Source organism: Spirosoma sordidisoli (assembly GCF_004138325.1).
In the GTDB taxonomy this organism is placed as follows: domain Bacteria; phylum Bacteroidota; class Bacteroidia; order Cytophagales; family Spirosomataceae; genus Spirosoma; species Spirosoma sordidisoli.
In genome coordinates this window covers 271,755-288,478 of record NZ_SBLB01000006.1, presented here as the reverse complement: position 1 = coordinate 288,478, position 16,724 = coordinate 271,755, and the positions used below count along the sequence as shown (strand labels likewise).

General features: G+C 53.4%; 9 protein-coding genes. 2 read left to right on the top strand and 7 right to left on the bottom strand.

Annotated elements, in window-relative coordinates:
* Positions 1-19: 19 nt before the first annotated feature.
* From EQG79_RS21485 to EQG79_RS21455, 7 genes are all read right to left on the bottom strand, one after another.
* Positions 20-2,302 (bottom strand): glycoside hydrolase family 127 protein, encoded by a 2,283-nt coding sequence (locus EQG79_RS21485; protein WP_129603891.1) that lies wholly within the window; start codon positions 2,300-2,302, stop codon positions 20-22.
* Between the two features lie 60 nt (positions 2,303-2,362).
* Complete coding sequence (locus tag EQG79_RS21480) at positions 2,363-4,039, bottom strand: glycoside hydrolase family 43 protein (RefSeq protein ID WP_129603889.1); 1,677 nt, start codon at positions 4,037-4,039, stop codon at positions 2,363-2,365.
* A 106-nt stretch (positions 4,040-4,145) separates the two neighbouring features.
* Positions 4,146-6,611 (bottom strand): glycoside hydrolase family 95 protein, encoded by a 2,466-nt coding sequence (locus EQG79_RS21475; protein WP_129603886.1) that lies wholly within the window; start codon positions 6,609-6,611, stop codon positions 4,146-4,148.
* Between the two features lie 164 nt (positions 6,612-6,775).
* Entirely contained in the window at positions 6,776-8,590 is a 1,815-nt protein-coding gene (locus EQG79_RS21470) for a RagB/SusD family nutrient uptake outer membrane protein (protein WP_077921311.1), read from the bottom strand.
* A 14-nt stretch (positions 8,591-8,604) separates the two neighbouring features.
* On the bottom strand, positions 8,605-12,063 hold the full coding sequence (locus EQG79_RS21465) for a TonB-dependent receptor (RefSeq protein WP_394343320.1): 3,459 nt from the start codon (positions 12,061-12,063) through the stop codon (positions 8,605-8,607).
* Between the two features lie 217 nt (positions 12,064-12,280).
* Positions 12,281-13,351, bottom strand: coding sequence for a FecR family protein (locus EQG79_RS21460; RefSeq protein ID WP_129603881.1), 1,071 nt, complete (start codon positions 13,349-13,351; stop codon positions 12,281-12,283).
* A 57-nt stretch (positions 13,352-13,408) separates the two neighbouring features.
* Positions 13,409-14,005, bottom strand: a complete 597-nt coding sequence (locus EQG79_RS21455) for an RNA polymerase sigma factor (protein WP_077921308.1) — start codon at positions 14,003-14,005, stop codon at positions 13,409-13,411.
* A 785-nt stretch (positions 14,006-14,790) separates the two neighbouring features.
* Between EQG79_RS21455 and EQG79_RS21450 the strand changes: the two genes are divergently transcribed.
* Together EQG79_RS21450 and EQG79_RS21445 are read left to right on the top strand one after the other, a co-directional pair.
* Positions 14,791-15,483 carry an RNA polymerase sigma-70 factor gene (locus EQG79_RS21450; protein ID WP_129603879.1) on the top strand — a complete coding sequence of 231 codons (693 nt, stop codon included), beginning with the start codon at positions 14,791-14,793 and terminating at the stop codon, positions 15,481-15,483.
* Positions 15,484-15,556: 73 nt separating this feature from the next.
* Positions 15,557-16,579, top strand: coding sequence for a FecR family protein (locus EQG79_RS21445; RefSeq protein WP_129603877.1), 1,023 nt, complete (start codon positions 15,557-15,559; stop codon positions 16,577-16,579).
* Positions 16,580-16,724: the final 145 nt, after the last annotated feature.

The window sequence follows — 16,724 nt, the reverse complement described above, 5'->3', positions numbered from 1 at the left end:
TTTTTGACAAGAAACATGGTTAGTTCGTTATGAGTCTGATTTGGTGAAAGCGCGGAGTATTTGTTCCGGTGGTAGCTATAATTTTTATCGTAATCGCTTCAGTATCATCTACGTTTAATCGGATCGTTTTCCCGTCGGCAGAAAGAATCTGGGCCGGTTTTTCGTTGATCAGAAAGCGTACTGTCTCCGGCCTTATAGTATCTAAAGCACGAATGTCGATGTACTTACCCGCCCGGTTTTTGTTTTGCAACTGGTAGCTGATAGAGGATCGGGTACGTCGCCAGAACTGCTCGTCGTCGTAGCCCGAATCGCTCTTTTCACCTTTATACTGGTGATCGACTTCGGGCTGCTGTTCCCCGCAATTCACCTTGTCAATGGTTAGTGCTTCAAGGGCAAGCGCTTCGGCTTCCTGTTGTTTCAACCTGGCCCTCTGCTCATCATAGGCCGCCTGGGTAAACGTCTGGAAATACATCTGGTACCGGGCGTCGTGTACTTCGTAGAACGGCTGCAGGGTCAGCGAGTCCAGGCTGAAGCGGAGTTTGCTGGTCGGTTTGATCTGCCCCAGATACGTGGCCGGATCGCCGACGAGCGCGTAGGCGTTGGTGATCGGGTACAATTTACCTTTTGTTTCGTGGCCCATCCGGCTATCATCGGCAAAAAGCCCTTTCAAATCGGCGGTCGAGGTTTTAGCGGCCAGCACAATGGGACCGTTTATGAAGGCCGCCCAGTTCGACCCATCGGGCAGATATTCCAGCCGTGTCGAGGTGTTGAAACGTACCGTCACTTTATCGCCCGACTGCCATTTCCGACGAACGGCCACGTAGCTGGCCGGTTTCACATCGACCGGCTGTTCTTTGCCGTTCACCAGAACGACCAGGTTTTCGGCCCATTTCGGGTAGCGGATGTTCAGTGAAAACTCCTGTGGCTTTGTTGTCTCAATAACCAGGTCAGACCCATTCTGATACGGAAAATCGGTGCGCTGGGTCAGCTTGACGGATTTGTCGGTCCAGTTCACCATCGATGGAATGAACAGGTTCACGAACAGGTCATTAGCCGAGTGGCTGTAGATCAGTTCGCCGTATTTGGTGTGATTTTCGATACCCGAACCCACGCAACACCACATGCTGGTTTCGGGCTGCGAATACACCCGGTAATGGTTGGGCCGAATGGGGGTGAAATATACGAACCCGCCTGTTGAGGGGTGCTGACTCGACAGAATGTGGTTGTAGAGCGTCCGTTCGTAGAAATCAACGTAGCTGACGTCATTTTTGTCCAGAAACAGGGCTTTACTCAGCCGCAGCATGTTGAACGAGTTGCAGGTTTCCGGCCCCTGATTCGAGCGCAGCACCTGACTGAAATCAGTGGTCGGGTTGAAATGCTCCCGCACGCTGTTGCCGCCGAAAGCTACACTGCGCGTCTGCGATACGTTTTGCCAGAAGTATTGGGCCGCTTCCGACCAGTCGTTTTTACCCGTCAGCGTAGCGATCTTCTCGAACCCGATCACTTTCGGAATCTGGGTGTTGGCGTGTAATCCGGTTAGTTTATCCTGCTTCGCCATCAGCGGTTCCAGAATGGCCCGATGCGAAATCCGCTGCGCCGTTTCGAGGTATTTCTGGTCTTTCGTCAGGATATAGAGATCCGCGAACGTTTCGTTGATGCCGCCGTGTTCGGTGCGCAACACTTGCTGAATCTGCTCGTCGGACAGGGGTTTGATCAGCTCGACAAACCAGTCGCCCAAGCCGATTAGTACCTGTTTGGCTTGTTTGTTTCCGGCGTACTCATAGGCATCGCGCAGGCCCGCAAACAGCTTGTGAATGTTGTAGAGCGGTACCCAGGTGTTATTAAGTCCGAAGCTGCTGCCGTCGATGTCGCCTTTGTGAATCCGCTCCCAGAACACCTTGCCCTGCGGAATACCGCCCACGTAGCCGTTACCATTTTTGGCCTGACACTGTGCCAGTTGATCGACCATGTAATCGAGTCGTTTTTTCAGCTCGGCATCCCCGGTCGAGGCATACAGCATGGCCAGCGCCGACAGGTAGTGCCCACCAATGTGCCCGTCCAGCCCCGAGCTTTCCCAGTTACCATATCGTGGCGCTTTTACCGGCAAGCCCGCATCGATCAGGTACGGAGCCAGCAGCTTATCCGGGTTCAGGGCCATGATATATCGCTGGTCAACATCTTGCGCATTTTTGAATGGTCCGCCCGTCAGCCTAACGTTCTGCAAGGCGAACGCTTGCATCTGCGCCAGTGCTGAAACGCTGGTCAGCAGGAGGAGGGCGATATGGAGTAGGGTCGTTTTCAATAGTAACGTTGTTTTTCTTTTGTCATCCCGGCGGCCCGGTCCTGACGTCGGGATGACAAATTACTTCATATACATCGGGTCGTCGCCTTTGTAGGCCAGGTACTTGAACGATGCCGAATTTTCGGATTTTTCGCCTGATGATGTGGCATATAGACCGTATACGCAGCCAATGAAGCTGTTGGCCGCTTTCGTGCTCAAAAACTTGCCGTCAACCTGGTCTTTCAACAGGTTCCAGTTTTTTCCATCAGTCGAGTAGTAAAAACTGTACAAGGCCCCTTCCGACTGTATTTTGACATTTAGTTTCGCAGCAGATGAATTCAGAGGGGCTTCAGTTACCAGTTCCAGCGTTTTGTCTTTGCTCTTGAACAATTGAATCACGTCTTTGCCTTCCTTTTTTGATTTGGCCGCGAAGTAAAAATGACGTTCATCCTGAAAAATCACCAAACCTGCTTTCTCGTTGTCTGACTTGGGCGAGAAGCTCAGTTCTGTCTCGGCGGTGCTGTACAAGTGTTGCTGACGCTTGCCCACAAACGAAGGGTTTCCGGCTTCTGAAATTGTTTCGGGTTTGAGGGTAAGCGTCAGCCCATTCGCCTTCGACGTTTTAAACGAACTACTATCTACCGTTCTCAAAAAAAGCATCGACAGATCGAGCCCTTTGTCGAACGTCATCGTATACGCGAAGTTGCCGCTTTGTGGCAAAGCCCCTTTCTGTTTTACCTCCTTAATGTTGGTCTTGTACTGATACTCAATGGCTTTTTCGCCGTGTTCGATCATCGGCCAGTCGTTTACCCACGTCAGCGGAGCAATGAACATTTCGCGGCCCGTGTTATAATAATCGCCTTCGTAGGGACGCACCGCCAGGAAAATCGAATACCAGTTGCCATCGGGACCTTCGATAAATTGAGCGTGCCCCGCCGACGTAATCGGGTTGGGTCGGTCGGCCGGTAAGCCTCGTTGCGTCAGCACCGGATTGCCTTCGAATGGTACGTGAGGCCCCCAAACATCCCGGCTGCGCAGGGCCACCTGCGAGTGATTGACGGAGGTTCCGCCCTCGGCCGCGTACAGAATGTACCAGCCGTTACGCTTCAAAATGTGGGGACCTTCGATCCAAACGGGTTTTTTCGAGAGGTCTACACCACCATTTACCAACTGTTTTTCTTCGCCGACAACGGTCAAATTCTTATAATCGAACTCGTACATCCGGATGGTGCGGTGGCCCGAGTACAGAGGTTTGCGGTCGGGCGCATCGCTGTTGTAAATGATGTAGGCTTTGTCGGTTTCTTCATCGAAATAAATGGATGGGTCAATCCCGCGTACCTGCGGAATTTTCACCGGATTGCTGTAGGGACCCGCCGGGTTTTTGGACGTCACGACAAAATTTCCATCATGGTCGATATCCGTACACGTCACATAGTAGGTCCCTTTGTAATACGCGATGGCTGGGGCAAATAACCCGCGGGTCATCCGCTCGCCCATGAACTCCATTTGCGAAGGCCGGTTGATCACATTGCCGATTTGCTTCCAGTTTTTCAGGTCGCGGCTGTGCATGATGGGCAAACCCGGGAAATACGAAAACGTAGAATGCACCGAATAATAATCAGGCCCCACCCGAACAATGCTCGGATCGGGGTAAAAACCGGTCAGGACGGGGTTGGTCAGGGTGGTCTGCGCCGATGCGATGTGGCTGGACATAAAACAGCACAGAATCAGGGCAAAAGAGGCAATATATCTTTCCATCAATGATTTGATTTTCACGTTTTTAATGACTGTTTTGTCGTTCGCTTTTTTTGTCATCCCGACCGGTCCGCCGGTGCGGCAGAAGTAATGACAAAAAACAAAAAGTTTACTGCCCCACCAGTGAATACACTTTCCCCGGCTGAGTGGCTATGTCATACAGCATGGTTTCTTTCAGTACGGGTGCTGTCAGGCTAGCATTGGCGGCAATGATGGGTGTAGGCGTGGTCTCAACCGCGTAAAATGGGTTGCTATTCGGACCGGATGCCTGTTTTAACGTTACGTCTTTGCCCGCTTTCAGCGCGTTGGGCGTACGTACGCGCAGGTTACCACCCAGGTTCGACTTTATATCGAGCTTCGTCAGCTTGCCTTCTTTCCACTCCATGTTCACCACCTCGAAGCCACCGATTGCCCGTATTCCTTTGATGCTACCGGTCGGCCATACGTCGGGTAGGGCGGGCAGGAGGTGAACGGCTCCGTCGGCGCTTTGCATGAGCATTTCGGTGATACCCGACGTACAGCCAAAGTTCCCATCGATCTGAAAGGGCGGGTGCGCGTCGAACAGGTTGTTGTACGTGCCGCCACCCCCGGCTTCCTTGTTAGCGCCAAGTGGTGTCAGTTGATTCTGAATCAGCGTATACGCATGGTTACCGTCCTGCAAACGTGCCCACCAGTTCACTTTCCAGCCCATACTCCAGCCCGTCGACACGTCGCCCCGATGAATCAGGGTTGTTTTGGCCGCATTGTACAGGCCGGGCGTGCGGGAAGCCGAGATCTGATTGGATGGAAACAAACCGTACAGATGTGAAATATGGCGGTGTTTGTCGTTGGGGTCGTCAATATCTTCCAGCCACTCCTGCAATTGCCCATGCTGGCCGATGTGCATGGGTGGCAGTTTGCTGCGCATCAGCTTCAGCGTATCGACAAAAGCGGCATCCTGTTTCAGCCGTTCGGCCGCCCGGATGGTGGTCGTGAAAACGTCGAATGCAATCTGGTTATCCATGGTCGTACCCGCATCCAGCGATGAGCCACCATGGGCCTGCGGTGCGTTTTCCGGCGAACTGCCGGGATTTACGACCAGCCAGTGGTATTTCGGATGCTCCACCAGAAAGTCCACATAAAATGTGGCGGCTCCTTTCAGGATCGGGTAAACCGTGGCCAGATAAGCTTTGTCGCCATTGTAGAGGTAATGCTCCCAGAGGTGTTGACTCGTCCAGCCGCCACCGGCCACCCACATACCCCAGAAGGCTCCGTCTATGGCACCCGTTGCCCGCCAGATGTCGGTGTTGTGGTGAGCCATCCAGCCGCGGGCGCCGTACATGACCCGCGCCGTTTCCTGACCGGTCTCCGACAGGTCGCGTACCATCCGTAAAAACGGCTCGTGCAACTCGGCCAGGTTGGTTTTCTCGGCGGGCCAGTAGTTCATCTGGGCGTTGATGTTGATGGTGTACTTGCTGTCCCAGGGGGGCCGCATCCTGTTGTTCCAGATGCCTTGCAGGTTAGCGGGCTGACCCGTAGGCTGCGACGACGAAATCAGCAGGTAACGGCCGTATTGGTAATAGAGCGTGACGAGTTGGGGGTCATTGACTGATCGGAAATTCGTTAGTCGTTCGTCGGTTGGCAGAGTGGCGGCTTCGGTTGAGCCAAGGTCCAGCCCCACGCGGTTGAAGTATTTTTGGTACGCGGCCACGTGTGGGGTCAGAATAGCCGCGTAGGGTTTGGGATAGGCTTTGTTGAGGTACGTTTCTGCCCGGGCGTTTTCGTCGCCACTGAGGTCTTTGTAGTTGTTGAAGTTGGTGGCTACTGACAGATAAATGGTGGCAGCATTGGCGCCCTGCACCATGAGGGAGGTGTCGGTGGTTGCGAGCGAGCCGCCTTCGGTTTTTATCCGGGCAATGCCTTTGAACCTGACCATACCTTTGACCCCATCGTGATCCGATGTGACGCCGGTAATGGTCAGGTCGCGGGCTGCGTTAACGGTAACCTTCGCGTTAACTTGAGGAGTGGAGTAAGAAGCGGAAAACGACAGCCGGCCCGGTTGGCTGGCGGTCAGCCGCATAACAAGTACCTGATCGGGGAACGAAGCCAGCACTTCGCGGGTGTAGGTTACCCCATTTACCGTATACGATGTGCTGGCAACGGCTCGGGCTATATCCAGATCCCGGTAGTAATTAGTGAAGTTTTCGTGTCCGTTGAAGGTAAGGTGCAGATTACCAACCGGCTGAAACATTTGTCCGTGCGACTTTTTGGTAATCATCGCCTTGTTAGCCAGTTGTTCCGCTTCTTTCTGTTTCCCTTCGAAGATCAACCGACGAACCTCTGGCAGAGCCGTCAGCGCATCCGGATTGTCGTTGCGGTTGGGGCTTCCGCTCCAGACCGTGTGCTCATTGAGTTGTATGGTTTCCCGGGTTACGTTGCCATAAACCATAGCGCCCAGACGGCCATTACCGACTGGTAAGGCATTTTCCCAGGTCTGGCCCGACGGCTTGTTGTACCAGAGTTTCAGCGCTGAATTGGTCTGCGAAAAGACCTGGATCGGTAGGGCCAGCAGAAGCAAGCAAAGAAAGTGTCTCATCTAAAACGCACTAAAAGGGGTAGATTCGATGGCCTCGATGGCGAACGGATGGTATGCGGCCTGCCAAAGTTACCAGCAAAAACGACAGACCAACTACCCAAAAACAAGATGAAAGAGGACTAAAATAGCCTCTTCCATCTGATACTACTGCTACTTATAAAAATTTAGTAGCCAGGGTTTTGCGGGAATTTAGGTCCTTCAACAACCCGGTCTATCTGTGTCTGGGGAATTGGCCGAAGCATATGGTAGTCCTTGATGTTGGCAGCCGCTTCGGGGTTCCAGGCCTGCACCCGGCGTACCAGCGAACGTGTCCGGACCAGATCATGCCACCGTTGCCATTCGCCGAAGAACTCCCGGCTGCGTTCATCCAGGATGAAATCGACCGTTACGTCAGCGGGGGTGATGGTCAGGGCCGTGGCTGCGGCTGCGTTCTGGGCGGCTGTGTTGGTCTTTTTAAAGGCCGCCCGCTGCCGTACTACGTTGATCAAAGCGGCCGCCCGGGTCGGGTCATTGGCTTTAAGGTAGGCTTCGGCCCCCGTCAGGTAGACATCCGAAAAGCGGTACAAAACAACAGGACGGGTTGAGGGGTCGTTGAAGTTAGCGCCCCGGCTGGGGTCCATAAACTTCTTCAGCGCCGGGAAGATACCATTGTTCCACAGGCTGGGCGGTACAACAATGCCTTTGAAGGGTCTGGTGCCGACAAACTGGGGAGCACCCGCCACTTCAAAATCGGGCAGCCACACGGCCGTATCGGCGCCAACCACGGTTGTATACCCAATACCCCGTCTGTTGTTGGCGGCTGTAGGGGTGTTGGTAACCGACGTGTTGGCGATGTAGACCGTCGTGAACGAATTGGCAAAGCGGGTATCGATGTTCCGGTTCGTGAAGGCCTGATCGAGAAAATAGCTCTTACCCGTGTTGGGCCCCGTTTTCAGCCTGTCGGTGTTGGGCCGCATCCGAACGTAGGGACGGCCGTACTGGGAGTCGCGGATCATACCGGAGGTGCCGCTGTTGACCAGCGTACCGGCGGCATTGACGAACGAGTTGACACCGCTGTTGTTGGGGTAGTTCCAGGTTGTGAACCAGGGCGTCAGGTTTTGGGCGGCACCGCCACTGGCACCCGCGCCTACCTGATAGTACCCAAACTTCGGGTCGAGCACGTGATCGCTCACAAACATGGTTTCTTTGCCGTAGTCGTTGGCCGGCACGAAGGCATCGCCATAATCGGCCCACAGGTCGAGCCCGTAGGTGGCTTTGTTGGCAATGATATCGGCGCAGATGGTAGCCGCCTGGGTGAAGTCGGCCGCCGTATTGTTGAGCCAGCCGCGAGTCAGGTACACTTTGGCCAGCAGCAGCTGCGCTACGGGTTTGGTGGCGGCTTTACCCAGGAACGGCGCCGTTGGTGTGTTGGGCAGGTCGGCAGCCGCTTCGGTCAGGTCTTTGATGATCTGAGCGTACACGTCGGCGGCTGGCTGACGGGAAGCGGCCTGCGAAGGCACCGTAATAAAGGTGGTGCTGAGCGGCACATCGCCCCAGGTCTGTACCAGATAGAAATACCAGAATCCGCGTAGAAACTTGGCCTGGGCCAGATACTGACGGCGGGTGGCTTCCGGCAAATCGATGGTAGCACCGTACTGCAATACGCCGTTCAGCGTGTTGATATCCTGAAAAGCCACGCCCCAGGCCGAGCCGAAGTTACTCCCGTTCAGACCGTTGTAGGTGTAGGCAGGTCCCCCGCCCGAGCTGGCGCCCTGCAAAAAATCATCGGTGCCGGCCTGCATCTCAACGGTAAACCCTTCGGTACCCCACTGTCCCCGAATGTCGTTGTAGACACCGGCAATACCACCCAGCACCCCCGAAGGGCTGTTGAAGTAAGAAGGAACAATTTGCGACTGCGGATTCTCTTCCAGAATCTCTTCGCACCCTGTACTTAATAAAGCCATAAGGCCAAGCAGGGCCCCAACTTTTATCGATTTCATAGGAGTGTCAATGATTAGAATTTAAGGTTTACTCCGGCCGTAAATTGGCGAACCGGCGGGTTGTTGAGGTTTACCGAAATCTGGCGCTCCGGCGTTGCCCGGTTTCCCGCCTGGTCATTCAGCGTTGTCTGACCGCTAGCGTAGCCGTTCCCTTCCGGATCGATAGCCAGATTATCACGAACCAGGGGCGAATACAGGATAAGCGGGTTGGTGGCGTTTATGTAAAGCCGGGCCGAACTGGCACCCACCTTTTTGAGCAACTGGCTGGTGAAGGTGTAGCCCAGGTTGATACTTCTGATTTTAACGAACGACCCGTCGTAATAGCCCAGCGTTGATCCAAACCATTGCACAGCACCACCGGCATCCGGCGCCGGGAAGGCGTTGGTCGGGTTGGTATCCGTCCAGTAATCGGTTTTAACCTGGTTTACCCGGCCCTGGTTGAAGAAGGCGAACCCGCCCGAACCCGTCGAGTTACCCGTCAGATACGGCACCACTACTTTCATGCCCATCCGGGCGAAGGTCACAATAGACGCGTCGAAGTTCTTGAAGCTAAACCGGTTCGTAATGCCGCCTTCCCACTTGGGCTGGAAATTGCCCAGAATCTGCCGGTCGGCCGGGTCGATGCGGTTATCACCGTTTACGTCTTCAACCCTGATTTGACCGGGACGCTGGACGGGTACGGTTTGTCTGGCCAACAGGCCGCTTTCCTGATCGGCGGTCTGCCAGATGCCAATCTTCTTGTAATCATAAATGACCGAAAGGGGTTGGCCCACAAACCAGCCGGCGCCAATATTGGACAGTTCGGTTGGTGTGGTGAGCTGGGTGATTTTCTCCCGGTTGAAGAAGTAAATCACGTCGGCACTCCAGTTGAACCCGCCGGGATTTCTGAAAATCTCGAAGGTCAGCGATGTTTCTAAACCCCGGCCTTCTGTGCGGCCCAGGTTTTGCAGGGTCGAGCCGGCACCGTTGCTCGGCGGCAGCGGCACAGAGAGTAGAATATCTTTGGTCTTCTGGAGATACCAGTCCACCGTACCGGTGATCCGGTTGTTGAGGAAGCCAAAGTCAATCCCGATATCGACCTGCGATGTCGACTGCCAGCCCAGGTTGGTAGCGGGCAGGCTGGTAACGGTATAGGCCAGTTGCTGACCGGCCGTACCCAGGCCGAAGTTGTAATAACCCGCCGACAGGGCACCCAGCGTGGCGTAAGCGCCTACGTTCCGGTTGCCGGAGATACCCCAGCCTCCCCGTAGCTTCAGGTTCGAGATAGCCGGAATGGATTTCATAAACCCTTCCTCGATTACGTTCCAGCCCGCGCCAATGGCCGGGTAGTTGAAGTACCGGTTAGCAGGCGACAGGGTCGACGAGCCATCGCGACGCAGGGTCAGGGTTAACAGGTAGCGGTCGTTGTAGCTGTAGTTGGCCCGACCCATGTAGGAAAGCAAACCGGTTTCGGTGAAGTTGTTACCAAAGTCTGAGTTAGCCACCGGCTGGCCCGATGCCAGCGAGAAGTTCGACGTTTTGATGTAATCGGCCGGTACCCCCGTTACCGTAAACCGGCTTCCCAGCGAGTGGTTTTTGGTGATCTCGTATAGACCCGTAACACCCAGTTTGTGCTTCCCAAATGTTTTGTCGTAGTACAGCAGGTGCTGGAGGTTGATATCCCAGAACTCGGTATTGCTGATCTCGGCGTTGGACGACGACTGAACCTGAGCCTGGTTAAAATAGGTAAGCGGGCCATTGTAGCCATTATAGTTGGACTGGCTAAAGTTCAGACCGGCATTGAACCGGTACCGCAGACCGGGCAGGATGTTTACCTCGCCATACAGACTGTTGAACGTTCTCAACGACCGGGTACGCCCCAGATAGGCATCTCGTTTCGTGATGATCGTCAGCGGATTTATGTTGGCCGCATCGATGGACCCTTCCGAAGGGAACAGGTTTACGGTGCCATCCGCATTATAGGGAGAGGCCAGCGGAGTTAACCGAACCAAGCCACCCGGCACGCCACCCCCACCCGGTGTGTTGGTGTAGGTAAGCGTATTGAGGGTATTCAAACCGATCTTGATGCTTTTTCCAAGCCGCTGATCGATGGTGGCCCGGATGGTATAGCGTTCAAATTTCTGGCTGGGAATAATACCCGTCTCGTTGAAATAACCCAGGCCCAGTGAGTACTGGGTGTTGTCAGTACCGCCCTGCATACCCAGCTGGTGGTTGGTGTTGAAACCGGGCTTATAAATCAAATCCTGCCAGTCGGTCGAAACGCCGGCCGCCAGCGCTTCCTGCTCCTTGATCGTCAGCGGGTAGGCTGTGGTGCCCGGAGCCGTGCGGTTGTATTTGGTTGCATCCTGTTTGAACTGGGCGTACTCCTGCCCGTTCATGACGTTGTACTTGTCCATGATGGTCGTTACGCCGTGGTAGCCATCGTAGCTGAAAACCGGTTTCCCGATTTTACCCCGCTTGGTGGTAACCAGAATAACGCCACCCGCACCCCGTGATCCATAAATAGCCGTGGCAGAGGTATCTTTCAGGATTTCCAGATTGGCGATGTCATCGGGGTTGATGTCGTTCAGACCACCGAACGGTATACCGTCTACCACCACCAGCGGGCCGTCGGCGCCATCACTTGCCGATGCCTGACCGCTGGTTAGCGTGCGGTTACCACGGATACGAATAGATCCCTGGCTACCGGGCGTGGAGCCGTTGCTGACGATGGTTACCCCGGCAGCACGACCTTTCAGCTGGTTGATCAGGTTGGGAGCCGGTACTTCTTTCAGCGTCGCTTCATTGACCGAAACAACGGAGCCCGTCACGTCGCGCTTGCGCTGCGTACCGTAGCCGACGACTACCACCTCATCCAGCGTTTTGTCATCAGGCGCCATCGTAACGTTGATGGCGTTCTGTGAGCCAACGGTAACCTCCCGGGCGGTGAAGCCCACCAGCGAGAATACCAGCACGGCGTTGGCATCCGGAACGGCCAGCCGGTAATTACCACGTTCGTCGGTGGTAGTACCGCGCGTTGTCGATTTGATCTGGATGTTGACGCCGGGCAGCCCTTCGCCTTTTTCGTCAATAACCCGGCCCGTGATCTGTATATCCTGACTGGTTTCCATCGAGGATTCGCGGGGGGCGTTCTGGGGAAGAACGGGTGCGGTCGCGATTCGCTTGATAACGATCTGCTGACCGGCCACCTCGTAACTTAAATTGAGCGGAGTCAGCAAGCGGTTCAGTACCTGCTGGAGCTGTTCATTCTTGGCCTGGTAGCTCAGTTTGCGTTTCGACTGAATCACTTCCCGGCTAAACAGAAACTGGATTTTTGTCTGTTCCTGGATTCGCCGGATTACCTCTTCCACATCCTGGTTCTGGATGCTCAGGGTAACGCGCCGGTTCAGAATTTCCTGTGCTTTGCCTTTGACCGCGAAGCTTATGTTGACAATAGTAAGCGCCAGCAGAATTTGCAGGCTCGAAACTTTCATTAGCCTGACCCAACCCTGGCGGCTGTTCAACCAGTTATGCATGTTTTTGTGCTTTTAAAGTTGTCGCATGAGATGAAAATGCCCTGGAAGGCGTTGAAATGTGTCTTTTTTACACATTTATCAACAGGGAGTGGAAGTATCTGAATACCACCACCCTGTGAGGTGATAGATAGATTTATTGCATTGGTTTCGGGCTAATTAAGGGTGAATGAATTAATCATTTACAACCGCGACTATGGATGATTACCAGGTTGTCCGTCACGTCGAAAGTAGATTCAGTGGCCAGGCACAGAAGTCGTATTTTTTCCAAAAAGGGTACGTCGTTGAGCTGCCCTGTAAACGTACAGTTACTAAGGGCAGCCCGGTCGTACTGAATAGGCATGTTATAGCTTTCTTCGAGCCGGTTCAGGATCTCATGTACCGGGGTGTACTCGAAGGTGAATTGCTGTTTGAGGATGCGGTCTGTATTGTCGGCCGACAGCGTTTCGTGCTTTACAAAGTGCTCATGGCTGGTTTTGAGGTTAGCCTCTTCGTTGGCGGTGAGCAGAACCGTTTCGGTAGGCGAGGAGGTAGACGTGACGGTTACCCGGCCGGTTTTTACCTTTACGAAGGAAGCTGCCCCCGGCCTGAAAGCACGCACCTGAAAACTGGTTCCCAGTACTTTGGTAGTTAGGTTAGGCGCGTAGACGATAAAGGGTTTTGCCGGATTTTTGGTAACCTCGAAGAAGCCCTCTCCCTGCAGATACACCTCCCGCACCGAACCGCTGTTCTGTTTGCGATAGCGCAGCTGACTACCCGTAGACAGCAGTACCGACGAGCTGTCGGGCAGAATCACGACCAGCGCCTGACCGGTCGAGTTCTTCACCAGTTTCCAGGCGTCCTGTTTTGTAGCCTGTTTGGGCGGGGTATTGGCTACCGACAGCGGATCGAATAGGGGGAAGCCCAGTTGCCACCAGCCGATCAGACCAGCTACCGTAGCCGCAGCTACCCACCGACCCCACTGCCAGTTACTAAACGGCCGGATGGTGGCCGTTGCGGGCGGCAGCTGCTGAATCACCTGCTCCACGCGGTCTTTTACGGCTTTGTCGGAAATAGTATGCTGTGTGCCCTGCAAAACCAGAAAGGTAGCAACGGCCTGTTCGTAGACTTCCTGGCGATCAGGATGTTCGGCCAGCCAGGTTCTCCAGCGAAGCTGATCCTCGGGTCGTCTTTCCCGCATCCAGACGCGAAAGTCCTCGCTCTGCAAAAAGTCGTCTAAGGTTACCAGGTTCTGGGTTGGCAGGCTCATTGAACTATTCTACTATATTCCTTGATAGTACGAAGAGTCCGGCCGCTCATACCCTTCTCAAAGCAAATTTTTTTGAAAAAAAATCCAACTAATCAGCAGGGCGTGTACGAGCCAGCGTTTCCGGAGTTTGCCAAGCGCTTTCTGGAGAAGATTGGAAACCGACTGCCGGTTTACCTGCATGACCTCAGCAATTTCGGGTACCGATAAATTTTCGTAGAAGCGAAGGTAGAGCACCTCGCGCTCCCGCGCAGGGAGCAGGTCCAACTGGTTCTGAACACGTTTGGTCAGCAGGCTCAGAGATTCCTGATGAATCAGCAAGGACTCCGAATCGGCCTCTTCTGCTACTGAAGTATCCCAGTCCAGTTCTTCGTACGACACCCGTTTCTGGGTTCTGATATGCTGGATGATGTGGTTGCGGAGTGCTTTGAGCAGATAATGTTTAACCGACTCGGTGTCGCCGATTTGCAGACGGTTTTGCCAGAGTTGTAAGAAAAGCTCCTGTATGCAGTCTTCAACAACGACCTCATCGACCATAAACTTCAGCCCATAGTGTCTCAACACGCGATAGTAGCGCTCGGCTAGTCCACCTAATGCCAGCCTATCGCCTTCACGATATAATTGCCACAAATCTTTGTCGTCGGTATGGGCTAGCATGAATGTTTGGAGATCCCTTACGCCAACTGAACGGGTAAATTTTCCGCTTTCAGTTGTATAGTGAAAATTGAGTTGTACTGTACAGGTTCAGTTCGTGCTTCCAGTGGGTCTATGTGCCTGCCTGTCCGTAGGTACCGGTCAGGTGAGCCGAGTTGGTTAATGGTCGGGTTTGGAGACGGAACCGGCCTTTCATATACCCTGTAGCGGTTATTTCGTAGAAACAGAGACAGATAAGTACCGTGACCTTAATCGGCTCTGTTTCCCTGGTTGTTGAGCATAGAGGCAGATTCCGCAACTACAAAGTAAAAGTATTTTTATATCATTATTAAGTATAAGATTATCTGGATAGTAAGGTTTTTTAACACAACGATATGGAATCCTGATAGCAACTTTCTTTCCTATGTCGGCTTCCATACCTGATGTTGATTCAGTATCGGGTTGGTAAACACTTCATTATGTTCGGGTTAACCACTATAGCAAGGTTATAGAAAGAGACCAGGGCTGTACGATCGGCTATACAAACGAAGGTACTATTTTCTACACCGCGCCCGGCCTATGTCAACCAACCGCTACGAAAGGGTATAACTACTGCCTGGCGGTCGGGCAACGCGCTGTAGAAAGACTTGTAGTTGCTTTAGGTACGTGATATGTACCTAGTCATTCCTACCGTAAAGAGAATTTGTCCAAATTTTTCTGGAAAAAATTAGAAATTAGCTACGTAGTTCTATCGGGTTTTTTGTCTTATAGATAGGTGGCCGAAAAACTAACTTAATCATAGCTAACTTATGGAGACAGTTGCTCCTTTGACGCTCTCAACCAGTGCTTTTCAAAGACCTTTCAATATAGTTAGTAACCCGACCGCCAACGAAACCCCGGATGAGTTAGTGAAGCTACCCGTCGATACGGAGCTGTTTATCCGGAAGGTATTCGAGACTGATCCGAAAAAGGGCTGCGAACTGCTTTTTCGGCATTATTACCGGCCCATGTGCACCCACGCCAGCCGGTTCGTTTATTCCAAAGAGGTAGCTGAGGATCTGGTTGCCGATGTATTTTATACGTTCTGGGACACCCAGGCCTACCTGTCGGTGCGTCAGTCGTACCGGGCCTACCTGTTTCGGTCTGTCCGGAATCGATCGTACAACTACCTGGCCAACGAGCATAAAAAACTTTGTTCGCTTGAGTCGGCCGAGAAGCAGGAGGCCCCCCTGGGCGATCTGCCCGAGTCCATCATGCGGTACGAGGAGCTGTACCACCGCATCGATAAGATGGTGGCCGAACTGCCTCCGCAGTGTCGTAAGGTGTTTATCATGTTCCGGTTCGAAAGCCGGAAAGCGAAAGATATTGCCCAGGAGCTGAAGCTATCGGTGCGTACCGTTGAGGTATATATTGCCAAGGCGCTGTCAACGCTGCGATCGGGGTTAAAAGACCAATGGCTGGTTATAGCCCTGACCACCTGGCTGGAAAGCTGGCTGTGCTGATAAATTTATTGGCAGGTACAGTACGTAGTTTTCCCAGGCAATTTGTCCACATATTCAGATAGAGATTCAACATATGCTTCCGGCTATAGACAAACAACTTCTTTTCGACCACTTCGCTGATAAGACGACGCCCTTGCAGAAACGGCAGATCGAAGAGTGGCTAGGCAGCGAAGCAAACAGGGAGCAATTCTATGCCTGGTTGTCAGAATGGGAACAGCACAATGCCTCGTATCTGCCAGCACTTGAGGAACCGCTGCAACGGTTTGTCGACCACATGAACAAGGTGCCATCCGGGTTGGCCGATGTGGATGCCGACAAGCTGAGACCGCTCGAGGTCGTCACGCAACGGCGGGGGGTGAGGTCGCCCTGGGGGTGGCTGGCTGCCGCATCGGTACTGGTTGGCGGGCTTTTTTTAGGCTGGCAGTATCAGGAAACGATCTTATACAAAACATACCAGACGGTATACGGCGAAACGAAACCGGTGCTGCTGTCAGACGGGAGCCGGGTTTTCTTACAGGCTAATTCGCTGCTGCGCGTGCCCCGATTCGGGTTTAGCGAACGAAGCCGGGAGGTATGGCTGAAAGGCGAAGCTGGTTTTGTCGTCACCCATACCGACAATAACCTGAAGTTCCAGGTCAAGACCGATAAGAGCTTCGATGTGGTTGTTCACGGCACGGAGTTTACCGTAAATACCCGCTCGTACCGTGCCAATGTCATGCTGCGGAAAGGCAAAGTTCAGGTCAACTGCAATCTGGGCAAAACGCAGAATCAGATTTTTCTCAAACCCGGCGACCTCGTATCGCTGGAGCAGCCGAACCGACCGCAGATTCAGCACCAGATCAAACCGCAGGTGTACGAACAGTGGAAAGAGCGCCGGTTCGTTTTTGACAATATGAGTTTACAGGCGTTCGGGCAGCTATTGACCGAAAATTACGGACTGTCGGTAACCATATCTGACAGTGCGATTGCCCAGCGAACGCTGGTAGGCTCGTTCCGGGCCGATAATGTCGATGAATTGCTGGAGCTCGTTGCCGAAATCTTTGATCTTAAAGTCACCCGCGACGGGAATACAGTGCGTTTGAGTGAAGTCGATTAATTAATCCTTTCTAAGCCCTATTCATTCATGAAAAAATTCTCTCCACTCGCGAGGGCAGGATTGCTATTGCTTTCTGTTTCCTGTATGAGTCAGCCCGCCTGGTCTCAGACCTTTGCCTCCAGCCGCCAGGTTATTAATCCGAAGC